At 71.1% G+C, this 21,520-nt stretch carries 16 protein-coding genes; 9 read left to right on the top strand and 7 right to left on the bottom strand.

The genetic code is table 11. The annotated features are described in order from the left end of the window. Position 1 precedes the first annotated feature (1 nt). The 3 genes from BM393_RS10465 to BM393_RS10455 form a co-directional block, all read right to left on the bottom strand. Positions 2 to 1,750: an IlvD/Edd family dehydratase gene (locus tag BM393_RS10465; RefSeq protein WP_091724703.1), complete on the bottom strand. Its 1,749-nt coding sequence runs from the start codon at positions 1,748 to 1,750 to the stop codon at positions 2 to 4. Positions 1,751 to 1,845: 95 nt separating this feature from the next. Beyond that, positions 1,846 to 2,814: a family 43 glycosylhydrolase gene (locus tag BM393_RS10460; RefSeq protein ID WP_091724702.1), complete on the bottom strand. Its 969-nt coding sequence runs from the start codon at positions 2,812 to 2,814 to the stop codon at positions 1,846 to 1,848. A 10-nt stretch (positions 2,815 to 2,824) separates the two neighbouring features. After that, on the bottom strand, positions 2,825 to 5,455 hold the full coding sequence (locus tag BM393_RS10455) for a TonB-dependent receptor (protein WP_091724701.1): 2,631 nt from the start codon (positions 5,453 to 5,455) through the stop codon (positions 2,825 to 2,827). Between the two features lie 434 nt (positions 5,456 to 5,889). Here BM393_RS10455 and BM393_RS10450 point away from each other — a divergent pair, with 434 nt between their 5' ends. From BM393_RS10450 to BM393_RS10435, 4 genes are all read left to right on the top strand, one after another. Further along, positions 5,890 to 6,579 carry a response regulator transcription factor gene (locus tag BM393_RS10450; protein WP_217648414.1) on the top strand — a complete coding sequence of 230 codons (690 nt, stop codon included), beginning with the start codon at positions 5,890 to 5,892 and terminating at the stop codon, positions 6,577 to 6,579. Between the two features lie 307 nt (positions 6,580 to 6,886). After that, positions 6,887 to 8,674 carry an ATP-binding protein gene (locus BM393_RS10445; RefSeq protein WP_175538276.1) on the top strand — a complete coding sequence of 596 codons (1,788 nt, stop codon included), beginning with the start codon at positions 6,887 to 6,889 and terminating at the stop codon, positions 8,672 to 8,674. 95 nt (positions 8,675 to 8,769) lie between these two features. Next, positions 8,770 to 10,011, top strand: a complete 1,242-nt coding sequence (locus BM393_RS10440; RefSeq protein WP_091724698.1) for an MFS transporter — start codon at positions 8,770 to 8,772, stop codon at positions 10,009 to 10,011. Between the two features lie 302 nt (positions 10,012 to 10,313). Continuing rightward, positions 10,314 to 11,147, top strand: a complete 834-nt coding sequence (locus tag BM393_RS10435) for an alpha/beta fold hydrolase (protein WP_404932562.1) — start codon at positions 10,314 to 10,316, stop codon at positions 11,145 to 11,147. A 31-nt stretch (positions 11,148 to 11,178) separates the two neighbouring features. Here the strand turns inward: BM393_RS10435 and BM393_RS10430 are convergent, their stop codons facing one another. Both BM393_RS10430 and BM393_RS10425 read right to left on the bottom strand, forming a co-directional pair. Then, complete coding sequence (locus BM393_RS10430) at positions 11,179 to 12,723, bottom strand: HD domain-containing phosphohydrolase (protein ID WP_310732149.1); 1,545 nt, start codon at positions 12,721 to 12,723, stop codon at positions 11,179 to 11,181. 159 nt (positions 12,724 to 12,882) lie between these two features. Beyond that, complete coding sequence (locus BM393_RS10425; protein ID WP_091724697.1) at positions 12,883 to 13,677, bottom strand: alpha/beta fold hydrolase; 795 nt, start codon at positions 13,675 to 13,677, stop codon at positions 12,883 to 12,885. 557 nt (positions 13,678 to 14,234) lie between these two features. On the opposite strand from BM393_RS10425, the gene BM393_RS25715 reads away from it, so the two are divergent. The 4 genes from BM393_RS25715 (at position 14,235) to BM393_RS10405 (ending at position 17,448) form a co-directional block, all read left to right on the top strand. Next, on the top strand, positions 14,235 to 14,915 hold the full coding sequence (locus BM393_RS25715; protein WP_091724696.1) for a choice-of-anchor J family PEP-CTERM protein: 681 nt from the start codon (positions 14,235 to 14,237) through the stop codon (positions 14,913 to 14,915). A 61-nt stretch (positions 14,916 to 14,976) separates the two neighbouring features. Beyond that, positions 14,977 to 15,432 carry a post-PEP-CTERM-1 domain-containing protein gene (locus BM393_RS10415; RefSeq protein ID WP_091724695.1) on the top strand — a complete coding sequence of 152 codons (456 nt, stop codon included), beginning with the start codon at positions 14,977 to 14,979 and terminating at the stop codon, positions 15,430 to 15,432. Positions 15,433 to 15,435: 3 nt separating this feature from the next. Beyond that, on the top strand, positions 15,436 to 16,923 hold the full coding sequence (locus BM393_RS10410) for a PA domain-containing protein (RefSeq protein WP_091724694.1): 1,488 nt from the start codon (positions 15,436 to 15,438) through the stop codon (positions 16,921 to 16,923). Between the two features lie 249 nt (positions 16,924 to 17,172). Next, complete coding sequence (locus BM393_RS10405) at positions 17,173 to 17,448, top strand: HU family DNA-binding protein (protein ID WP_091724693.1); 276 nt, start codon at positions 17,173 to 17,175, stop codon at positions 17,446 to 17,448. Positions 17,449 to 17,632: 184 nt separating this feature from the next. On the opposite strand, the gene BM393_RS10400 is transcribed toward BM393_RS10405, so the two are convergent. Together BM393_RS10400 and hmpA are read right to left on the bottom strand one after the other, a co-directional pair. Further along, positions 17,633 to 18,466, bottom strand: a complete 834-nt coding sequence (locus BM393_RS10400) for an enoyl-CoA hydratase-related protein (RefSeq protein ID WP_091724692.1) — start codon at positions 18,464 to 18,466, stop codon at positions 17,633 to 17,635. A 78-nt stretch (positions 18,467 to 18,544) separates the two neighbouring features. Continuing rightward, positions 18,545 to 19,738 carry an NO-inducible flavohemoprotein gene (gene hmpA, locus BM393_RS10395; protein ID WP_091725314.1) on the bottom strand — a complete coding sequence of 398 codons (1,194 nt, stop codon included), beginning with the start codon at positions 19,736 to 19,738 and terminating at the stop codon, positions 18,545 to 18,547. Between the two features lie 183 nt (positions 19,739 to 19,921). Here hmpA and norR point away from each other — a divergent pair, with 183 nt between their 5' ends. Continuing rightward, a complete protein-coding gene (norR, locus tag BM393_RS10390) occupies positions 19,922 to 21,496 on the top strand; it encodes a nitric oxide reductase transcriptional regulator NorR (RefSeq protein WP_091724691.1) in 1,575 nt (524 codons plus the stop codon). Positions 21,497 to 21,520 lie beyond the last annotated feature (24 nt).

Below are 21,520 nucleotides of genomic sequence, written 5' to 3'. Positions count from 1 at the left end.
GTCAGTGCGAGTGCCGCGGCACCGCGGAACCGCGGCAGCCACGCAGGAAATCGAAGTCGCAGCCCTCGTCGGCCTGCAGCACGTGCTGGACATAGAGCTTGCGGTAGCCGCTCTGGTCCGCGGGATCGGGCTGCTGCTTCGCGGCCCAGTCGGCCAGGCGCGCCTGCAGCTCCGCGTCGCTGATGTCCAGGTGCAGCCGGTTGGCGGCGCAGTCGAGCTCGATCCAGTCGCCCTCGCGCACCACCGCCAGCGGGCCGCCGGCCTTGGCCTCCGGCGCGACGTGCAGCACCACGGTGCCGTAGGCGGTGCCGCTCATGCGGGCGTCGGAGATGCGGACCATGTCCTTGATGCCCTGCGCCAGCAGCTTGGGCGGCAGGCCCATGTTGCCGACCTCGGCCATGCCGGGATAGCCCATCGGGCCGCAGTTCTTCATGACGAGGATGGAATCGGCGTCGACCTCGAGGTTCGGATCCATGATCCGCGCCTTGTAGTCGTCGAAGTCCTCGAACACCACGGCCCGGCCGCGATGCTGCATCAGCGCGGGCGTCGCCGCCGACGGCTTGAGCACCGCGCCGCGCGGCGCGAGGTTGCCGCGCAGCACGCAGATGCCGCCGTCCTCGATCAGGGGCTTGGCGATCGGGCGGATCACTTCCTCGTCATAGATCGGTGCGTCGTGGCAGTTCTGCCAGAGCGTCTTGCCATTGACGGTCAGCGCGTCCTTGTGCGGCAGCAGGCCGTTGTCGCCGAGCCGGCGCAGCACGCCGGGCAGGCCGCCGGCGTAATAGAACTCTTCCATCAGGAAGCGGCCCGAGGGCAGCAGGTCCACCAGCGTGGGCGTGCCGCGGCCGATGCGGGTCCAGTCCTCCAGCTCCAGCGGCACGCCGATGCGGCCGGCGATCGCCTTCAGGTGGATGACCGCGTTGGTCGAGCCGCCGATCGCGGCGTTGGTGCGGATCGCGTTCTCGAAGGCCTCGCGGGTCAGGATCTTGGACAGGCGCAGGTCCTCCCAGACCATCTCGACGATGCGCATGCCGGAGAGGTGCGCCAGCACGTAGCGGCGCGCGTCGACCGCCGGGATCGCGGCGTTGTGCGGCAGCGAGGTGCCCAGCGACTCCGCCATGCAGGCCATCGTCGAGGCCGTGCCCATCGTGTTGCAGGTGCCCGCCGAGCGCGAATGGCCGGCCTCGGCGGCGATGAAGTCGTGCATCGAGATCTCGCCGGCCTTGACCTGCTCGTGCAGCTGCCAGACGGCGGTGCCCGAGCCGATGTTCTTGCCGTTCAGCTTGCCGTTGAGCATCGGCCCGCCGGTGACCACGATGGTGGGCAGGTCCACGCTGGCCGCGCCCATCAGCAGCGCCGGCGTGGTCTTGTCGCAGCCCACCAGCAGCACGACGGCATCCATCGGGTTGCCGCGGATCGATTCCTCGACGTCCATGCTGGCCAGGTTGCGCGTGAGCATCGCGGTCGGGCGCAGGTTGGACTCGCCGTTGGAGAACACCGGGAACTCCACCGGATAGCCGCCCGCTTCCAGGATGCCGCGCTTGACGTGCTCGGCCAGCTTGCGGAAGTGCGCGTTGCACGGCGTCAGCTCGGACCAGGTGTTGCAGATGCCGATGATCGGCTTGCCCTCGAACTCATGGTCCGGGATGCCCTGGTTCTTCATCCAGGACCGGTACATGAATCCGTTCTTGTCCTGGGTCCCGAACCATTCGGCGGAACGCAGCTTGATCTTCTTCTTGGCCTCGGTCATTGCAGGTAGTGGGTGATGTCTCCGTGAGCCATGCTAGGGAGACAGGTGATTCGGATCCAATCAAAACTTCCGGGATTCCGATATCGAATCGGATATCACGCCAATCCGGCGTCGCCGAAGTCGGGCATGCCGTCCGCGGTCCATCCCAGGTGCTTGACGAAGGTGTGGCGATCGGGGTTCCAGAGCGGATCGCCGACGATCTCGGTGTAGGTGCGGGCGTGATAGACGAGCAGTACCGTGCGGCCGTCCTCGTCCAGCGCGAAGCTGTTGTGCCCCGGGCCGAAGATCGGCTGGGTGGGGCTCGTGGTCAGCACCGGCGCCGGCGACTTGGTCCAGCTCGCCGGATCCATCGGATCGGCGGACTCGTCCATCCACAGCAGGCCCATCGCGTAGTTCTCGTCGGTCGCGCTGGCCGAGTAGCTGATGAAGACCTTGCCGTGGCTGTGCAGCACCGACGGGCCCTCGTTGACCAGGAAGCCGCGGCATTCCCAGTCGAACTCCGGCTTGCTCAGCATCACCGGTGCGCCGGCCAGCTGCCAGGGCGTGCGCATCGGCGCGATGTAGAGGTTGGAATTGCCCGGGATGTCGAGCGCCTTCTGCGCCCACAGGTAGTAGAGCTGGCCGCGATGCTCGAAGGTCGTCGCGTCCAGGCAGAAGGTGTCCATGCCGGTGTCGATCTGCCCGAGGAACTCCCACTCGCCGGCCATCGGATCGGGCGACCGGTTCCGCAGCGCATACATGCGGTGCTGGAACAGGCCGCCGACGATCTCGCGGCTCGGCGCCGCCGCGAAGTAGAGGTACCAGGCGCCCTGGCGGAAATGGAGTTCCGGCGCCCAGATCAGCTCGCTCCAACGCCCCGTGTCCGGCTTGCGCCAGACCACCCGCGGCGTCGCGTGGGGCAGGTCCTGCCACGCGTCCGCGGCGCGCAGCTCGATGCGGTCGTACTCCGGCACCGAGGCGGTGAAGAAGTAGCGCGCGCGGCCGGCCCCGTCCACATGACGGGTCAGGTGGGGATCGGCCCGCTGCGGGATCAGCGGGGTCAGGACTTGCGGGTCGTCGAGCATCGCGGCGGGATCAGAGCTTCCAGCGCAGGCCCACGGCCACGGTGCGGTCGTAGTAGCGCACGTCACGCACCAGCGACGGGTCCTTGTCGAAGTAGTCGTGATAGGCCTGATTGAGCAGGTTGGTCACGTCCAGCGACACCGTCATCTGCTTGGTCAGCTCGTAGCCCAGCGACAGGTCCAGGGTCTTGAGCGGCGCCACCCACAGCTGGTGCTGGGTGCTGCGGTACGGCGACTCGGCCAGGAACTTGTCGCGCCAGTTGTAGGCCAGGCGCGCGTAGATGCCGTTGCGCTCGTACATGCCGACGATGTTGTAGGCCTTCTTGGACTGGCCGAGGAAGGGGCCGTCGGTGCCGTCGGGCTGCGTCTGCTTGCCCGTCATGAAGGTGAAGTTGGCCTCCATGCCGAAACCGCCCAGCCAGCCCGGCAGGAAGTCGTAGAACTGGCGGTAGCTCAGCTCGTAGCCATGCAGGTTGGCGCGGGTGACGTTGATCGGCTGCGTGACGTTGTAGGGCACGCCGTTGATCGTCGTCTGCGTCGTCTGCGTCATGACGCGGTTCTTGAACTTGTGCTCGAAGACCGTGCCGGTGACCGAGCCGGTCTTGGCGAAGTAGTACTCGAGCGCCACGTCGGTGTTGTTGGACTCGGTCGGCTTCAGGTTGGGGTTGCCGCCGGCCAGGGTGCCGAAGGTGACGCCGCCGCCGGGAGGCGTGTTGGTCTGGCCCGGGTTGTAGTCGACGAAGTTGGGACGCTCGATCGTCTTGCCCCAGACCAGGCGGCTGACCAGGCGCGGGGTCAGGTCGGCGCGCAGCGACAGCGTCGGCAGCGTGTCGGTGCGCGAGGTGTCGACCAGCACCGGCGTGATGACGTTGGTCGACGCGTCGCGGGAGTTGCCGCGCAGCGTCTGCTCGGTGCGGACCACGCGCAGGCCGGCGACGCCGGAGACCGGCACGCCCCAAGCGTCGAAGCCGAACTTGGCGCGGCCGTAGAGGGCGCTGGTCTTCTCCGTGTCGTCGAAGAGCGTCATCGGGTCGTACGGCGTCAGCGCCGTGCTGCCGGTCAGCATCTGCCGGAAGGCCTCGCCGTTGTCGAGCAGCCAGTCGCGGGACGCGAAGACGTACTGCTTCACGCCGAAGTCGCCGTAGGTCCTGGGCGAAACCTCGTAGATGCCGGGGAAGTTGGTCAGGGTCTGGCCCACCGCCGAGAACGAGGTCGTCCACGGCATGTTGGTGTTGATCGACATCGCGTCGCGCTTGGCCAGGCGCACGCCGGTGCTGAGCTCCTTCAGGAAGCCGTCGCCCATGTCGTAGTCGGCATCGGCGCGCCAGTCGGTGGACTTGCCTTCGCGGCGGCCGCGCACGTCGACGCCGCCGTTGACGCGGAAGTTCGCGGCGTCGGTCAGGTCCAGGCCCGGGTAGTCGATGTAGCCGCCACCGCCTCGCACCGCGGCGACGGTGCTGGTCGGGCTGTAGCCGGTGTCCAGGATGCGGTTGACCCAGTCGATCACGCTGCGGGTGCGCGCCAGTTCGGTGCTGACCTTGAGGCGGTCGGTGAGTCGCCAGTTGCCGCCCAGCGCCAGCTGGTTGTTGCCGACCTCGTCATGCTTGGCCTGCGTGGAGGTGAAGCCCCAGCCCGGGTAGTTGGTGTTGGTCGCGGTGTCCAGGTTGTCGGTGCCGGGCTTGGTCGTGATGACGGTGCCGGGCACCGGGCGCCAGGCGCCGTCGTTGAACATGCCGATGCCGCCCACCAGGAAGGACAGCTGATAGCGATGGTCGATGCGGGTGCCGAAGCCTTCGAGGTAGATCTCCGAATCCTTGTTGGGCTTCCACTGCAGGGCGAAGTTGCCGGCGACGCGCTTGCGGTCGCCCAGCGCGAAGACGCGCCCCATCGAGTCGGTGCCCAGCACCGGGTTCGCGCGGCCCGGCACGACGATGGATTCCGGGTTGCCGACGAAGCCGGTCTCGTCGTGGTACTGCCCGCGCTGGTAGGACAGGCCGATCAGCGCGCCCATCTCGCCCAGGTCGGTCTTCCAGCGGTTGGAGGCCATGCCGGAGATGTCCGGGTTGTTGGTCTTGGCCTTGTCGCGATGCTCGCCGCGGGCCGACAGCACCAGCTGCGCGTCCTTGAAGTCCAGCGGGCGGTTGGTACGCACGTCGATGACGCCGGCGGTGCCGCCCTCGGGCAGCGAGGCCTCCTGCGTCTTGTAGACGTCGATGCGCTTGAGCATCGTCGCGGGCACGTCCGACAGGTACAGGCTGCGGCCCGAGTCCGAGAAGAATTCGCGCCCGTTGAGCAGCGTCACCACGCCGCCCAGGCCGCGCACGATCACGCCGCTGGCTTCGCCGTTGTTGCGCTGGATCTGCACGCCGGTGACGCGGCCCAGGATCTCGGCGACGTTCTTGTCGGGGAACTTGCCGATGTCCTCGGCGACGATGGAATCCACCACCTGGTCGCTGTTCTGCTTGATGGTCTGCGCCGATTCGGCCGAGCGGCGCATGCCGCTCACGACCACGGTTTCCAGCTTGGTGTCGTCCGACTTCTTCTCGTCGGCCGGGGGCTGGCTCTGCGCCTGGACCTGGATCGCCGCCCCGAGGAGGGCGGCCGCGGCCACGGTGGTCCGCAGCCCGAAGGGAATCTTGCTCATGTTGTCTCCGTCGTTTTTCTGGCGTGTCAACCCGGTGACCGGGCGACTCCACAACCGCCGTGGGGTTGTTGTCGAGCGGAGCAAATGCTAGGGAGCCGGGTGATCCCCGGCCAATCACATTTTCCAGTTGGCCAATGCTATTTCCGGCATCAGGGCAGGCCCCGATATCGCCCGCGCGGCGGATGGGCGTCCCCACCGAATAGGGGGTGGCGTGGACCGGCCAAGACCTATAAATAGGGAAGGGGCCTGACAACGTTGACGAATTGCACCAGCAACATGTCGTCACAAGTGTTTCGGGCGCAGCCCCTCAGGGTTCCCCCTGAAGAGGGGGCGACGCAAGTGACCATCGGCCTATCATGCGGGCCTTCTCCGGTGATCAAAGGGTGACGACGGCCGAACCGGAGACGATCGGTCAGTCAAAGAAGGGAGGCCCTATGGAAGCAGTGTCCGTTGCCCGTGCATTCGAGGCAGCAGGAAATGGCGGCTACACGATGCCCGCGCTCAAGCGCCGCGTGTTGCTGGTCGACGATCACGAACTCGTGCGCGCGGGCATCCGCACGCTCTACCAGACGCTGGACGAGATCGACATCGAATGGGTCGAGGCCGCGTCGCTGCAGGAAGGCCTGCTGGCCTATGGCGAGCGGGGCGCGGTGGACGCGGTGCTGCTGGACCTGAACCTGGGCGACTGCAAGGGCCTGCAGGGTCTGCGCCAGTTCATGGAGGCCTTCCCCGACGCGCGCGTCGTCGTGTTCAGCGGCACGCAGGATGAATTCGTCGTGCGCCAGGCGCGGGCGCTGGGCGCCGTGGGCTACCTGCCCAAGGGCGCGCTGATGGCCGAGATGCGCAGCACGCTGCGCACGCTGCTGGCCGAGGGCCAGCGCCATCGCTCGACCCAGGCCGGCTCGCTGTTCCCGCGCTTCCCGTCCTCCGCCATGTATGACCGCGTGGCCGAACTGGGCCCGCGCCACCTGGAGATCCTGGAGCTGGTGCTGTCCGGCTGCAGCAACCAGGAGATCAGCAACTCCACGCAGCTGTCGCTGGGCACGGTGAAGAACTACGTGTCCTCGCTGCTGCTGGCGCTGGACGTCAAGTCGCGCTCGCACATGATCAGCCTGTTCCGCTGACGAGGTGGCCACGGCTCACCGAGGCGATCACCCGGGCGAGGAACGCGCGCCCGACACCACCTTTCCGCCGACCGAGATCCTCATCGACTCGCCGGGCGTCGACGACGTGCCGGCGAGCGCCGTTTCTGGCGGCCCGCCCTGCCGCGACGGCGGTCACGGGGCCGCCGGCCCAATGAACTCGCCCCCCGCCGCGACGCCCACGAGCCCACCCTCGGGAGGGATGTCGGGCGGGACACCGGACGAGGAGCCGCCGGCGCCTCCCCCGCGCCAGAAGCGGTCCCGGCGCGCGCCACGTCCCAGCCTGTTCGTGGCCGTCGCCGGCGCCGCGTCCGCGACCGACGAGGCCGTGCAGGAAGGCCGCCGGCGCGAACGCCGCGCGATCGCCCGCCGGCTGCAGGATGCCGGCTTCGACGAGGCCTGGAGCCACTGGCCGTGGCTGCTGATCGCGGTCGCGGTGCCGCTGGTGTCGGCGCTGCTGCGCGGCACGCCGACGACCGGGATGATCGTCTGGATCATCGGCGTGGTCGCGCTGGCGGTGGGCTGCGTCTTCACGGCGCGCTCGATGTCCTACCGCGGCGCCAAGGTCGACGCACGCACCGGTTTCAGTGACCGGGACGGGCGACGCCTGCTCTACCTGCAGGCCGCCGGCTGCCTGGGCCTGCTGTGCCTGCACCCCTGGCTGGCGGAATCGCCGGGATCGCGCGGCCTGCTCACCGGTCCGCTGCTGGCCGCGACCGCGGCGGTCGTGGGCGTGCTGCTCGCGCCGATGGGGCGCTGGGCGGCGGTGATCGCGCTGCTGCCGGCCTCGGAGGGCGTGGCGCGGCTGTTCGATCCGGCGGCCCGACCCGGTGCCGGGCCGGTGTGGTTCCTGGCCGCGGCGGTGATCGGCGGCCTGGCGCTGCTGGAGCATTACCGCTGGCAGCGCGCCAAGCGCCTGCTGATGGAACAGGACCTGCACGTCAGCACGCTGGAGCAGGACCGCGACGGCGCCATCCGCGCCGACCAGGAGAAGAGCCGCTTCCTGGCCATCGCGAGCCACGACCTGCGCCAGCCGGTGCATGCGCTGGGGCTGTTCGCGGCCAGCCTCGAGCGGCGGCTGCAGGGCACCGAGGAGGAGCCGCTGATCCGCAACGTGATGCGCTCGATCGAGGGCCTGGAGCGCTCCTTCAACGCGATGCTGGACATCTCGCGGCTGGACGCCGGCACCGTCGAGCCCAACCTGCAGCACTTCCCGCTGCGTGACCTGTTCCGGCGCCTGCACATGCATTACGCCGGCCAGGCGGAGGCGTCGGGCCTGGGCCTGCGCTTCTCGCCGGGCGGCAAGTCGGTGACCAGCGACCCGCAGCTGCTCGAGCGCATCCTGGGCAACCTCATCCAGAACGCGATCAAGTACACGGAGGAGGGCGGGGTGGTCGTGGTGGCCCGCACCACCGAGGAGTCCCTCAATCTGGAGGTCTGGGACACCGGCATCGGCATCAAGTCCAGCGACCTGCCGCGGATCTTCGCGGAGTTCTACCAGGTGGGCCAGAGCGAGCGCAGCCGCACGCAGGGCCTGGGCATGGGGCTGGCGATCGTCAAGCGCCTGGCGCACCTGCTGGGTTACCGGCTGATGGTGGCGTCGCGGCCGGGACGCGGGACGATGTTCCGCCTGAGCGTCCCGCTGGGCGGGCTGCCCGAGATCCCCGAGTTCACCACCGCCGCGGACACGGTGCCGATGCCGGTGATGGAACCGCGCTCGGTGCTGGTGATCGACGACGAGGAGTCGATCCGGCTCGGCCTGCAGCTGCTGCTCGAGGAATGGGGCTACGAGACCATCATCGCGGCGACCGCGGGCGAGGCGGCGGATGCGGTGCGGGCGCGGGCGATGCCGCCCGACCTGATCCTGTCCGACCTGCACCTTGGCGACGGGCCCGACGGCATCGCGGCGATCCGCGCGGTGCGCGAGCTCTGCGCGCTGCAGGTGCCGGCGATCCTGGTCACCGGCGACACCAGCCGCGAGGAACTGCGCCGCGCCACCGAGAGCGGCCACACGGTGCTGTTCAAGCCGCTGCAGCCGCGCAAGCTGTTCAACGCGCTGCGCGGCATGGTGTCCTGAGCGCCTGACTTCGTGCGCCCTCGCCGGGGGGCGACCCTCGCGCGCGGTCCACGCCGCGCCGCCTACAGTAACGGCCTCTTCACGCCCTGCCGAAGATGTCCGCCGACACCTCCTCCACGAGTTCCTCCACGGCCTCCGCCTCGAGCGCCCCGGCGCCGACGCCCCGCCGCCTGTCGGCGGCCGCCTGGGCGCTGCGCATCCAGTTCTTCGTCTCCGGCGCGTTGTTCGCGACCTGGGGCGTGCATGTGCCGACGGTGAAGGCGCATTACGGCCTGGGCGAGCAGTCGCTGGCGATCGCGATGCTGGCTTCGGGCGTGGGCGCGCTGCTGGCGCTGACGCAGGCGGGACGGGTCGTGGCGCGCTTCGGCCCGCGCGGCGTCGCGGGCGTGACCGGCGTGCTGTGCGCGGCGGGCGTCTCGCTGCTCATCGTGCCGAGCGCCTACCTGGGACTGGTGCTGCTGCTGGCGCTGTTCGGCGCGACGGCGAGTCTCTTCGACGTGTCCATCAACGCCGAGGCCACGGAGATCGAGCACCTCGCGGCGCGGCCGCTGATGAGCGGCTTCCATGCGATGTTCAGCCTGGGCGGCATGGTCGGGGCCGGTGTCGGCAGCCTGCTGCCGCTGCTGGGCTGGGCGCCGCAGACGCATCTGCTGGTGGCCTGCGGCGTCGGCATGGCGCTGATCGTTGCCGCCTGCGCGGCGATGCTGAAGATGCGGACCGAGCCCGGCGAAAAGCAGCCGCTGAGCCTGCCGCGCGGCGTGCTCGCGCTGATCGGCACGCTGGCGGCGCTGGGGCTGATCGCCGAGGGCGCGATGTACGACTGGAGCGTGCTGTTCATGAAGCAGGAGCGGGCCAGCGATGCCAGCGTCTCGGCGCTGGGCTACGCGAGCTTCAGCCTGGCCATGGCGCTGGGCCGCTTCGGTGGCGACTGGGTGCGGGCGCGTGTCGCGCCGGTGCCGCTGATGGTCGCCAGCGGCCTGCTCGCCGCGGCCGGCATGGCCACGGCGCTGCTGGTGCCGGTCGCGCCGGCGGGGCTGCTGGGCTTCGCGCTGGTGGGCCTGGGGCTGTCCAATGTCGTGCCGGTGCTGTTCAGCGCCGCGTCCAAGGTGCCGGGTGTCAGCGCGGCGCACGGCATCGCGGCGGTGTCGTCGCTGGGTTACCTGGGCATGATGGCCGGGCCGCCGCTGATCGGGATGATCGCGGAGCACTCGTCGCTGACGGCGGGACTCTCCTGCGTGGTCTTCTTCGCGCTGATCATGGCGATCAGCGCCAACCGCGCGCTGGGCGTGACGCAGCAGCGCGGCGCCACCGGGGCGCCCGCAGGCGCCGCGGACTGAAGGCGAGGCAAGGGCGCCGAGGCACCATGGAGCGAGGGGCGCGCGACCGCGAGGCTTGTAGGCGATCGCCTGACAGCCGCATCGGGCGATGTCCTCCGCGACGATGCGCCGTTGCCCTCGTGCCCGCGGATGCGGACCTCCGTACAGTAGATCCTGACAACGGAATTCGAGCTTCCGTTGTTCATGCTTCTCTCTCGCATGGTCCGTCTTTTCCCTCTGCAGACGGACGAACTTTCGGCCCCGGTCTCACGACCGGGGCCTTTTCTTTTGGCGCGTCCAGGGGACCGTCCGGCCTGCCTAAGATGCGCGCCATGGACAGCACGACAACGACGCAGCGCCTGCGCATCGACTGGCGCGGCCGGCCGACCGACATCGACTACGCCTGGGTCAACGACACCGCCCGCGGACCGGCCGGCGCGCCGGCGCCGGTGATGGTGTTCCTGCACGAGGGGCTCGGGTCGATCGCGATGTGGCGCGACTTCCCGGCCCGCCTGTGCGAGGCCCTGGGCCTGCGCGGCCTGGTGTACTCGCGGCCCGGCTATGGCCGCTCGACGATGCGGCCCCCCGATGAGCGCTGGGCCCCGGACTATCTCCACCGCCAGGCCCATGAGGTGCTGCCCGCGGTGCTGGCCGGGCTGGGCATCGACTCCCCGCCCTGGCTCTTCGGCCACAGCGACGGCGGCTCCATCGCGCTGCTGCATGCGGCCCGCCTGCCCACCGCGGGCGCGATCGTCGCGGCGCCGCACATCGTCGTGGAGTCGCTTTCCATCGACGGCATCCGCGACACCGTAGCGGCTTATGAGCGTGGCCCGCTGCGCGAGCGCCTGGCGCGCTTCCATGACGACCCCGACTCGCCCTTCCACGGCTGGAGCGACTGCTGGCTCAGCCCCGCGTTCCGCGACTGGTCGATCGTAGAGGAGATCCGCGCGATCCGCTGCCCGCTGCTGGCGATGCAGGGCGTCGACGATGAATACGGCACGCTCGAGCAGATCCGCGGCATCGCCCGCGCGGTCCCGCGGACGCGCCTCTTCGAGATCCCCGCCTGCGGACACTCGCCGCACAAGGACCGGCCCGCGGAGGTGATCGCCGCGGTCCGCGACTGGCTGGTCGAGGTCGGCCCCGGCGCGCCGCGCTGAGCGGTGTCGCGCGGGTCCGGGAGAGAGCCGCTCAGACCGGCAGCAAACCCATCGTCATCGCCTTGAGCGTCGCGGCGGCGCGCGTGCTGCAGCCGAGCTTGCGGAAGGCGCTTTCCAGATGGGTGCGCACGGTCGCCGGGCTGATGCCCAGGACCTTGGCCGCTTCCTTGTTGCTCTCGCCGATCGCGATGCGCGCGAGCACCTCGGTCTCGCGCGCGGAGAGCGTGACCGTCGCGGGCGAGGGCGCGGTGGGCGTCACGCGACGCGGTTCGGCGCCGCAGACGGCCGCGGTGGCCTGCGCATCGAGCCGGCCCGCCGCCACTTCGACCTGCAGAGCCGCGCGCGCCGCGTCGACGTCCAGCGCCGGCGCACCGGGCCGGGCGGTGCGCGCGGTGACCCAGGCGGCCGCCGCCGCGAGCACCCGCGCCGGTACGGGGATCGCCGCGCCGGACGCGCCCCGGAACGCGCCCGAACCGTCCATGCGCTCGTCGACGAAGGACGCCAGTTCGGCCTCCTCCTGCAGCGCGGTCAGTCGCCGGGCGGCGCGGCCGGTCCAGTAGGGCATCAAGCGCAGGCGCTCGCGATCGGCTTCGCCGAGGCGGCGGCCCTCGCTCCACAGCGCGTTGGGCACCGACGCCCGTCCGATGCCATGCAGCAGCCCGGCGCGGTGCAGCCGCGCCTGCGCCGGCTCGTCCAGGCCGAGCGCGGCGCCGGCCGCGCGGGCGGCCTCCGCGACGCGCCGCGACAAGCCGGTCATCCAGGGCAGCTTGAGATCGATGACGTCCGCGACGAGCTCCAGCGGCGTGTGCAGCGCGGCCAGCGCGCCGTTCAGGTCGGGCGCGTTGCCGGGCGCTCGCCGACCGGGGGCACCTTGGGCGCCGCGTTCAGGGCCGGCCATCGAGCTCGCCATCGCGGCGTCACCCACGGCCTCATGGGCGCCTTCGTCGAGCGCCGCCATCCAGTCGGCCGCGTGTCGCGTGGACAGCGCCACCAGCGCCTGCGGGTACTTGGCGTCGGCGCGCTCGGCGATGTGCCGCAGTGCCGCCGGCAGCCCGTGGACGCGGCTGAAGATCTCCAGGTCGCCGGCCAGCGCCACGGCGAAGACGACCGCCGGCACCGCGTCGCCGCGCAGGCCGGCGGGCTTGCCGCGGCCGTCCCAGGTTTCGAAGAGGTGGTGCATCGCGCGCTCGATGCCCACGGGCAGGCCCAGCAGCCGGGCGATCTCGCCGGCGACCTCGCAGTGGATCAGCGCCGCGTCGCCGAGCGTGCCGGCCAGCGCCGAGGCCTCCGCGGCCGAGCCGTTGGAGAGCATCGCGTCGCGGCCGCCGACGTCGTCGCCCATCAGCACCGAGAACTCCGGCGCGTTGGCCGTGCAGCCGGACCAGCGCAGCAGCGCGACGCAGGCCGCATGGCCGGGGGCCTCGTCGGCATCGCGGCCGAGCGCGAGGCCTTCAGCCCGCGCGGCCTCGGCGATGCGGGTCGCCAGCCAGGCGGCGCGGGTCGAGTGGTCGACCGGCTGGCCCATGCTGAGGTCGCCGACGAAGGCGAGCGCGCGCACGGCATCGAGCACCGGCACGCGCGAACCCGCCGGCGTCGGGGAGGGCGTCGACGGGATTGACGGAGAGATCGGAAGAGAAGCAGCGGTCACGGCATTCCAGGAGCGAGGTCCAGCGCACCGCGGGCCGCGCAAGGGGCGCGTCCGGCGCGCCCGGCTGGCCCGCGGTCGGCGCGGACCTTACCGGGATTGCCGGACGGCGTCCAGGATGAGCCTGGCGACCGCTTCGGGCTGCGATTGCTGCGGCACGTGCGAGGTGCCGACCCGCGCCACCTTGGCGCCGGCGCGCTGCGCCATCGCGGCCTGCGCCTCGGGCGCGATCATGCGGTCGGCGCTGGCCAGCAGGTACCAGGACGGCTTGCTCTTCCAGGCCGCGACCGACACCGGCTGCTCGAAGGCCTTGGCCTGGATCGGCCCCTGCGTCGCCGTCATCACGGCGGTGGTCGCGGCCGGCAGGTCCTGCGCGAAGTGGTCGCGCATGCCGGTGGGGGTTAGGCTCAGCCAGCCCTGCGCGTCGGCCTTGAAGTGCGCCAGGCCGGACGGCGTCGGGAAACCCTTGCCCTGCTCGGCGGTGTTCTGGCCGACGTCGGGCGCGAAGGCCGCGATGTAGACCAGCGCGGCGACCTTGTCCGCGGCGCCGGCCTCGGTGATCACCGTGCCGCCCCAGGAGTGGCCGACCAGCACCACCTTGCCGGGCTGCGCGTCGATCGCGCGGCGCGCGGCGGCGACGTCGTCGGCCAGCGAGCTGAGCGGGTTCTGCACCGCGGTGACCTGCACGCCTTCGCGCTGCAGCAGCGGGATCACCTTGGCCCAGTCCGAGCCGTCGGCGAAGGCGCCATGGACGATCACGACCGAGGGCTGCGGCGCCGGCGCCGGCGCCGGCGCCGGCGCCGGCGTGGCCGCGGACGCGAGGCCCGAGGCGGCGAGGGCGGAGGCCGCGGCGGCGGCAACGAGGAGGCGGCGGGCGATGTTCATGGGGAAGCTCCTGAGGACAGTGGAGGGGGTTGGAACAGGGCTCCACTGTCGCGAATCGAGGCGCGCGCCGGTATCGGACGAATGTCCGAGGGCACAGTGCCGGTGCCATTCGCACCCGCTGCCCATCCGGATTTACGCGGAGCTCGCCACACTCGCCGAGGGGCGAGTTGCGAGGCGCGTGGTTTGCGATTCGCGCGCCTTGGGCGGCTGACGCCACGTCGGGCCGCCACGCGCGCGGTGGCCCGCCGCCGGCACTTCCCGTGACGATGCGTTTGCGCGGCCGTTTGCGCCCGCGTGCGCGACCGGACCGGGCAAGTCCTGCCCCCGTCATGGCGACCCGCGTCCCCACGCGCCTTAGGGAAACAACCACCCCCGCACCGGGGGGGAGGCACGGCCCGACCCCCTCCTGCGAACCGTGACGGGAGTCACAGAATCGACCCGCCCGAAGGCCGCCCTCCCGCCGGCCGACAGCAGTCGCGGCGGCGTCCGTCATCCCGGTGCGCCGCCGCTCGAGTCCAGGTGGTCATCCCACCTTCATCCCGAAGAAGGACGCAGCAATGTTCAAGAAAGTCTGTTTGGCCGCGGCGGTGTTCGGCGCGATGGCGTCGGCCCATGCCGAGCAATACACCCTCATCAACGAAGGCTTCGACACCACGGTCGTCAACGGCGGCACGGTGCTGGCCCCCGACCGCCTGGGCGCGGCCGACTGGCGCTTCATCAACCTGAACTCGCCGTCGGGCGCGGTGCCGGGCTGGACGCAGGGCCTGGAGTCCAACTTCCCGGCCCAGGCCGGCGCCGGCGAATCCTTCCTGCAGGCGCGCTGGGCGGCCGGTCCGGACGGCGGCTCGCTGGGCAGCTGGTTGATCACTTCCGCCTTCTCGACGGCCTTCGACACGCAGGTCTCCTTCTGGGCCCGTGGCGGCGTCGACGGCAACTACGCCGACGACCTGACCTACGGCCTGGTGGACGCGGCCGGCGACCTGGCCAGCCTGCTGCCGGTCGCCACGATCACCGCCACCCTCGGCGAGTGGAGCCGATACACCTTCACGATCGCGGGCCAGGGCGCGGGCTCGAGCGCGCGCTTCGCCCTCGGCCACGTCGGCGCCGTCGACACCTCCGACATCGCCGCCGTCGACAGCCTGGTGGTGGCGCAGGTGCCCGAGCCCTCGAGCTGGGCGCTGGCCGGCGTCAGCCTGCTGGGCCTGATGGCCGCCCGCCGCCGTCGCGCCGCGCGTTGAGCGCCGACGCGCGCTTCCCGTTTCCCGATCCCTCCGAGTCATCTCCGCAAGGACAACGACCATGATCACCCGCATCTCCCTGGGCCTGGCGATCGCCGCGGCCCTGCCGCTGGCGGCGCAGGCTCACGAAGCCGCCGCGCCGGCGACTGCCGCCCCCGCCGCCCCGTCGGCGCCCTCCGCCGCGCCCGTCATGGCGCAGGAGTCCCTCGTCGTCGTGCGCGACGCCGAGACCGGCAAGCTCCGCCCGGCCACGGCCGAGGAACATGCCGCGCTGCAGGCGCAGTTGCCGGCCGCCAAGGCCCGCGTCGCGCTGCGCGCGGTGGCGCTCTCGCCGCAGATGAAGCTGCACAGCAGCGGTGCCACCGGCATCCGCGCGACCGACGAGATGGCGAGCCAGTCCGTCGTCGTGCGCGGTCCCGACGGCAAGCTGATCGAAGCCTGCTTCGCCAGCAAGGAAGAGGCCGAGGCCTTCATGAAGAGCGCCGCCGCCGCCAAGTCGGCCCTGCCCACGGAGTAAGCCATGCCCAAGACCTTCAGCTTCAAGCAGACCCTGCTGCGCTCGGCCGTCGTGGCCGCCCTGTGCGGCGCCGGCCTGGCGCAGGCCGCCACCATCGTCATCCAGAGCCGCGATCCGGCCGGCGTCGGCTTCAACGACACGACGCCGGTCGCGCCGGTGGGCGGCAACCCGGGCACCACGCTCGGCGAGCAGCGCATGTTCATCTACCGCTACGTCGCCGACGTGTGGGAACAGGCGCTGGAGAGCGACGTGACCATCACCGTCAGCGCCGCCTGGGAACCGCTGGCCTGCACCGCCTCGTCGGCGACGCTGGGCAGCGCCAGCGCCTGGAACTTCTGGTACGGCTTCCAGGGCGGCGCGCCCGACACCTGGTACCCGCAGGCCCTGGCCAACAAGCTGGCCAAGGTCAACCTGAGCGAGGGCCAGCCCGACACCACCGGCTTCAACAACGTCGACATCAAGACCCAGTTCAACATCAACCTGGGCAAGGAAGGCTGCCTGACCGGCTCCCCGTTCTACCTGGGCATCGACGGCAACTTCGGCAATGGCGTGAACTTCGTCGAGACGCTGCTGCATGAGCTGGGCCATGGCCTGGGCTTCAGCGTGCTGTCGGTGCAGACCTCGACCGGCAAGCGCATCAACCGCGCCGGCACCGCCTACACCGACGACGGGCTGCCCAGCATCTGGGAGCGCTTCATGTTCGACAACACCCAGGGCAAGACCTGGCTGAACATGACGAGCGCGGAGCGCAAGGCCTCAGCGGTGAACCCGCTGGGCCTGGCCTGGGTCGGGCCCAACGTGGTCGCCGGTGCCGGCATGCTGGCGGCCACGCCGGTGCTGAAGGTTGCGACCGCGGCGCCGGGTTATTCGGGCCAGTACCCCTACGGCACCGCCTCCTTCGGGCCGGCGGTCGGCAGCGGGATGACGCTGGGGTCGATCTCGACGATCGCCCCGGACACGGTCGGCGCGGGCCAGGGCTGTCTGCCGTTCAACGGCGCCGACACGGCCGCCAGCGCCGGCAAGGTGGTGGTGATCGATCGCGGTACCTGCGGTTTCGCGGTCAAGGCCAAGAACGCGCAGAACGCCGGCGCGATCGGCGTGATCATCGCCAACAACGTCGCGGGCGCCGCGCCGGGCCTGGGTGGCAGCGATCCGACGGTCACCATCCCCACGATCAGCGTGTCGCAGGCCGACGGCGTGAAGCTGCGCGCCGCCATCACCGCCTCGGTGCCCTACGGCATGCGCGGCAAGGTGGGCTACGCGACCGGCTCGCTGACGACCGACCCGAGCCGCCGCGCCGGTGCCGACGCGCTGGGCCGGCCGCTGCTGTACACGCCCAATCCGCTGGTGGGCGGTTCGTCGGTGTCGCACTGGGATGTCTCGGCCTCGCCCAACCTGCTGATGGAACCCAACATCAGCCCGGACCTGGGCCTGGTGCTGGTGCCGCCGAAGGACCTGACCAAGTCGCTGCTGAAGGACCTGGGCTGGTAAGCCTTCCGGCGACCTGACGCCCCTGAAGCCCGGCGCTCGCGCCGGGCTTCGTCGTTCAGGGGGACTGAATGGCTGGGAGGGCCGTCTTCTGCGGGACGATGTCGCCCGAAAAGGCGATGCCATCCGCGATGCGGACGCATGGCGGCCCTGGCGTCGAGGCGGTTGCGTCTTCAAACAGGCGGGGGTGCCGGACTGGCTGATAATCGCGGCCCCGGCTCGCCGGACCCTGGTTTTTTACTGGAAGCATTGATGAACAAGAGTGAACTGATCGAAGGCATCGCCACCAAGGCGGGCGTCACCCGTGCCGTGGCCGCGACCGCCCTGGACGCGACCCTGGAAACCATCACCGAAGCCCTGGCCGCCGGCGACCAGATCGCGCTGGTCGGCTTCGGCACCTTCAAGGTGAGCGAGCGCGCCGCCCGCACCGGCAAGAACCCGGCCACCGGCGAAGCGCTGGACATCCCGGCCTCCAAGGTCGCCAAGTTCACCGCCGGCAAGGCGCTGAAGGATGCGGTGAACAAGTAAGCCTCCCGGCGCTTGTCTCGCGACAACGCCCGCTCCTGCGATAAGCAGGGCGGGCGTTTCTGCTTTCTGGACCGCCGCGTTGGGCTTGACCTCGGCCTGGAGCTACGACGCCGGGACGTCTTGGGGCCTTGAGGCGGAGCCGCCTTTTCCGATGAAGATCAAGGGCGGGCTGGCAGCGAGGACCTCAGCCTTCGCGGAAGAACTTCAGCGCCGCCAAATCCGGAAACGCCGTGGGCCGCTTGGCCTGCGTGGCCGCGAACGCCTCCATCAAGTTCCTGTTCTGCCAGATCGCCGCCTGCAGCCAGCCCATCTGCTGCAGGCTGTCCTTGACGCCGTGATCGCGCGCGTAGTGGATCGCCTGCTTGCTGCCCCACACCGCCACCGGGGGCTTCTGCGCGATCTCGCGCGCGCACTGCAGCGCGGCCTCGACGCATTCGGCCGGCGTCGCCAGGACATCGTTCACCAGCCCGACCGCCAGCGCCCGCGCCGCCGGCAGGCGGCGACCGGTGTAGGCCATTTCCTTGACCACCCCCAGCGGGATCAGCTTCGGCAGGCGCTGCAGCGTGCCCAGGTCGGCGGCCATGCCGATGTTGATCTCCTGGATGCAGAAGAAGGCGCCGGCGTCCGCATAACGGATGTCGCAGGCCGCCACCAGGTCCACCGCGCCGCCGATGCAGCCGCCCTGGATCGCGGCGATCGTCGGCACGCGCAGGTCGTCCAGGCGGTTGAAGGCCTGCTGCATGTCGGCCAGCAGGTCGACGATCGCGGCACGCCCTTCGGCGCTGCGGTCGTCGAGCTGGATGCCGCCGTTCTGGAACACGTCCAGCGACATGCCCGCGCTGAAATGCCGGCCCGTCGACGAGATCACCAGCGCCCGCAGCGTCGGGCTGCGATGCAGCTGGTCCAGCACCGTCTCCAGCTCGCGCCACAGCTGCGGCGACATCGTGTTCATCGCGTCGGGCCGGTTCAGCACCAGGTGGCCGACGCCAGCGTCTTCGGTCAGGGTGAGGCATTCCATGCGGATCTCCTTGTTCCGTCCCTGCCGTCGGGCGGGCAGGGGACAGGCCATGCTAGCGGCAGACCCCGCCGCGCCGCGTCATCGAGGCGACGCGACCAGCTCCTGCGTCGGGCCGAAGAACTCGTAGCGCAGCTGCGCCTCGGGCACGCCGAGCTGGCGGCCGGCGCGGTAGACCGCCTGCATGAACGGCTTCGGTCCGAGCAGGTACAGGTCGACGTCGCGGTCCTCGGGCAGGTGGCGCGCCAGCAGCGCGTCCGTCACCTGGCCGACCTCGTGCGGCTCGTCGCCTTCGCGCGGCGCGTCGTAGACGTACATGGCCTCGACGTTGCGGTGCGCCGCGGCCAGCAGGTCCACGCGCTCGCGGAAGGCGTGCACGCCGCCGTGGCGCGCCGCATGGATGAAGCGGATCGGCCGGCCGCTGGGGGCCGCCGACTCCAGCATCGCCATCGCCGGCGTGATGCCGACGCCGCCGGTCACCAGCAGCAGCGGCCGGGTGGCTTGCGGGTCGAGCGTGAACTCGCCCGCCGGCGCCTGCACCTCCAGGCGCGCGCCGACCTCGACGCGGTCGTGCATCCAGCCCGACACCAGGCCGCCGTCCTCGCGCTTGATGCTGACGCGGTACCAGGGCTTGCCCGGCGCGTCCGACAGCGAGTAGTTGCGGCGCACCGTCCGGCCGTCGATGTCCAGCACCAGCGTCAGGTATTGCCCGGGCTGGAAGGGCGGGAGCGGCTGGCCGTCGACCGGCTCCAGGTAGAACGAGGTGATCAGCTCGCTCTCGCGCTCCTTGCGCGCGACGACCATCGTGCGTTGGCCGCGCCAGCCGCCCGGCAGCGCGGCGGTGGTGGCGTAGGCCTGCTCTTCGGCGTCGATCAGCAACTGGGCCAGCGCGCCGTAGGCCTCGGCCCAGGCGTCGATGATCGCGTCGGTGGCCACCTCGGCGCCCAGCACCTCGCGGATCGCGCGCAGCAGGCATTGGCCGACGATCGGGTAATGCGCCGGCTGCACGCCCAGCGCCACATGCTTCTGGACGATGCGGGGCAGGGCCGGGGCCAGTTCATGGACCCGATCGATGTGGCTCGCGTAGGCCAGCACCGCGCCCGCCAGCGCGCGCGCCTGCGTGCCCTCGGCTTGGTGCGCCTCGTTGAAGAAGGCCTTCAGCTCGGGATGCTCGGACAGCATCACGCGATAGAAGTGGCGCGTGATCTCCTCGCCGCGCGACTTCAGCAGCGGCACCGTGGCCTGGATCAGGGCGATGGTCTGGGGCTTGAACATGAGCGTCGGAACTCCGGATTCGTTGAGGATGACCGTCAGCAATCAGGAATCGTGCCAAGCATGCGGCGCTGGCAGCGGCGCCGCAAGTCATTGAACCGCCTGGGGTTTCCGCGCTGAACGCCGGGAATGTGGTCGGAATGACCGAGAATCGGCCGCTGTCGAAAGGACAACGAAAGTGTCGAAATGACAACGGAGACGCGGTTTCGCCAATTGCTCGCCGCGGTGCGCGGCCTGGTCCGCTGCGACGCGGCCGCGCTGCTGCGCCTGTTGCCCGAAGAGGGCGAGCCGGTGCTGCAACCGGTGGCCGTCGACGGACTGGCCGAGGAAGCGCTGGGCCGGCGCTTCCCAGCGGCGGCCCATCCGCGCCTGGCCCGCCTGCTGGCCAGCGGCGAGGGCCTGCGCTTCGCCGCCGACGCGGGCCTGCCCGATCCCTATGACGGCCTGCTCGAGCACCAGCAGGAACTGGAGGCCGTCCACGACTGCATGGGCGCACCGCTGCGCGTCGACGGCCGCGTCTGGGGCCTGGTGACGCTGGACGCGCTCGATCCCCACGCGTTCGACGAGGTCGGTCCGCAACGGCTGGCGGCGGTCGTGCGGCTGCTCGAGGCGGGCCTCGCGGCCGAGGACACGATCGCGACGCTGGCCCAGCGTGCCGCGCGCGAACAGGCGCTGGCGCGCGCAGTGCGGCGCGACGGTCCGCGCGAGCTGCTCGGACGCAGCGCGGCGATGGTCCGCCTGCGCGGCGAGATCGACACCGTCGCGGCCTCCGACCTGACGGTGCTGATCCTGGGCGAGACCGGCGTGGGCAAGGAACTCGTCGCGGAGCGCCTGCATGCCCGCTCGACGCGCCAGGACCGGCCGCTGGTGCAGATCAACTGCGCCGCCTTGCCCGAGACCCTGGCCGACAGCGAGCTCTTCGGCCACAAGCGCGGCGCCTTCACCGGCGCGGTGGCGGACCGGGTCGGCAAGTTCGAGCTGGCCGACGGCGGCACGCTGCTGCTGGACGAGGTCGGCGAGCTGCCGCTGCCGGTGCAGGCCAAGCTGCTGCGCGTGCTGCAGAGCGGCGACGTACAGCGTCCCGGCAGCGATCGCGTGCAGCGGGTCGACGTGCGGGTCCTGGCCGCGACCAACCGCGACCTGCGCGAGGAGGTCGCGCGCGGGCGCTTCCGCGCCGATCTCTATCACCGGCTGTCGGTTTATCCGCTGCGCGTGCCGGCGCTGCGCGAGCGCGGCCGCGACGTGCTGGCCCTGGCGGGCAGCTTCCTGGAGGAGAACCAGCACCGGCTCGGCGCCCGCAACCTGCGGCTGTCGCCGGCGGCGTCGCAGGCGCTGCTCGCCCACGACTGGCCGGGCAATGTCCGCGAACTCGAGCATCTGATCAGCCGCGCCGCGCTCCGCGCGCTGGCGACGGCCGGGCGCGGCGGGCGATGGATCGCGATCGAGCCGGAGCACCTCGGCCTGGGCGAGGGCGCATCGACAGCGCGCCCTGCGCCCACCGAGGCCGTCGCCGGGGCCGGCCGGGAACCCGGAATGCCCCGTGATCCGGTTGCGCCGGCGGTCGATGCGGCGCCGGGAGCTGAAGCGCATGCCATGGGGCCGGGCCTGCGCGCGGCGACCGAGCAGTTCCAGCGCCGCTGGATCGAGGACGCCTTGCGGCGCCACGATGGCGCGATGGCCGCCGCGGCCCGCGAGGCCGGCATGGATCGCAGCAATTTCCTCCGTCTGGCCAAGCGGCTGGGCGTCGGCGTGGCGCGATAGAGTCGGCCGCTCAGGGCAGGTCAC

The organism is Mitsuaria sp. PDC51 (genome assembly GCF_900113225.1).
Classification (GTDB): Bacteria; Pseudomonadota; Gammaproteobacteria; order Burkholderiales; family Burkholderiaceae_C; genus Roseateles.
Note: the sequence above shows the minus strand (reverse complement) of the source record. Positions and strands in the feature narration are given on the sequence as shown.